This is a genomic window from Streptomyces jumonjinensis (assembly GCF_009600885.1).
GTDB classification, from domain to species: Bacteria; Actinomycetota; Actinomycetes; order Streptomycetales; family Streptomycetaceae; genus Streptomyces; species Streptomyces jumonjinensis.
The window spans coordinates 1-1,756 of the sequence record NZ_VCLA01000202.1 but is presented as its reverse complement, the minus strand read 5'-3'; the positions used below and the strand labels follow the sequence as shown (position 1 = coordinate 1,756).

The 1,756-nt window shown below is 70.8% G+C and carries 1 protein-coding gene; it reads left to right on the top strand.

Translation table 11 applies throughout. The annotated features are described in order from the left end of the window. On the top strand, positions 1 to 1,756 hold a 1,756-nt coding region (locus tag FF041_RS36655), incomplete at both ends, for an AMP-binding protein (RefSeq protein WP_153527072.1).

The following is a 1,756-nucleotide window of genomic DNA, read 5'->3' as shown; positions in this document are numbered from 1 at the left end:
GGCGCTTCAGTTCGCGTCGTTCAGCTTCGACGCGGCCGTTCTGGACGTCGCGGTCACCCTCGCTGCGGGCGGAACGCTCGCGATCGCTTCCTCGGAGGAACGGACGGAGCCCGAGGCGCTGGCGGAGATGATCCGCACCACGGGCGTAGAAGTCGCCAGTGTCGTCCCCTCCCTGCTGGGCGTCCTCGATCCCGAATCCGTTCCCGGAGTGAGGCAGTGGATCGTCGGCGCTGAGCGAGTGACCGCGAATCTCGCGAGCCGCTGGACGCCCCACGCCCAGGTGTGGAATGCGTACGGTCCCACCGAGGCGACCGTGATCTGCTCGACTGGTCCCATCGCCCCGGCGATCACTGCGGATGACCTGCCCCCGTCGATCGGTGCCCCGATCGGGAACGCTCAGGTCTATGTCCTGGACGGTTTCCTTCAGCCGGTTCCGGTGGGCGTGACGGGCGAGCTGTATGTGGCGGGCACGGGTCTGGCACGCGGCTACGTCGGCCGCCCGGACCTCACCGCCGAACGGTTCGTCGCGTGCCCGTACGGCGGCCGGATGTATCGGTCGGGCGACCTGGCCCGCTGGACGGCCGACGGGCAGCTCCTCTTCGCCGGTCGCGCCGACGAACAGGTGAAGATCCGTGGCTTCCGGGTCGAGCCCGGTGAGATCGAGGCCGTACTCGCGTCGCATGAGACGGTCGGCCAGGCCGCGGTGGTGGTGCGCGAGGATCAGCCGGGCAGCAGGCGGCTCGTCGCGTATGTCGTCCCCGCGGCGGACAGCGAGATCGATGTCGACGCGCTGCGGGAACTCGCGGGCGTACGCCTGCCGGAGTACATGGTCCCGTCCGTGATCGTGCCTCTGGACGCGCTGCCGCTCACGGCGAACGACAAGCTCGACCGGGCTGCCCTACCCGTCCCCGAGACGCCCGAAGGGACACGCGGTCGGGACGCCGAGACACCCGTGGAAGAGACGCTGTGCGCGCTCTTCGCCGAGGCGCTCGGGGTGGAGCGGGTAGGGGCCGACGACTCGTTCTTCGAGCTGGGCGGCGACTCGATCATGTCGATGCTGCTGGTCTCCAGTGCTCGCCGGGCTGGTCTGGTCATCACGGCCCGCCAGGTCTTCGAACGCCAGACACCGGCCGGCCTGGCGGCCGTCGCCGGGGCGGTGGGAGACGGCGTCCCGGTAGGCGGCGGCGAATCGGGAGTCGGTGAGATCCCGCTGACCCCGGTCATGCACCAGCTCATCGAACGAGTCGGACCCGACCTCATCAACCAGGTCACCCAGTCCTCGCTGGTGGTCTCCCCAGTGGGTCTGGACTTCGCGGTCCTGACCCGGGCGGTGCAGGCCCTGGTGGACCATCACGACGTCCTGCGCGCCCGACTGGAGAACGGCGATGTGCGACAGCTCGTCGTGCCCGCGGCGGGGTCGGTTCCGGTGGACCCCTGGGTACGGCGGGTGGATGTCGGCGGACTCGACGGCCAGGCGCTGCGACAGCTCTTCGTGGAGGAGTCCCGGGCGGCCGTGCACCGGCTCGACCCGGAGGGCGGCGTGATGCTCCAGGTGGTGTGGTTCGACGCCGGGCCGGATGCCCAGGGGCGGCTGTTCCTGGTCGTCGATCATCTGGTGGTCGACGGGGTCTCCTGGCGCGCGCTGGTGCCGGACCTGGCCGAGGCGTACGCGGGGCTGGCGGCGGGTCGTGACGCCGGGCTTCAGGCGGTTCCCACGTCGTTTCGGCATTGGGCGCGGGGGTTGGCGGGGCAGGCG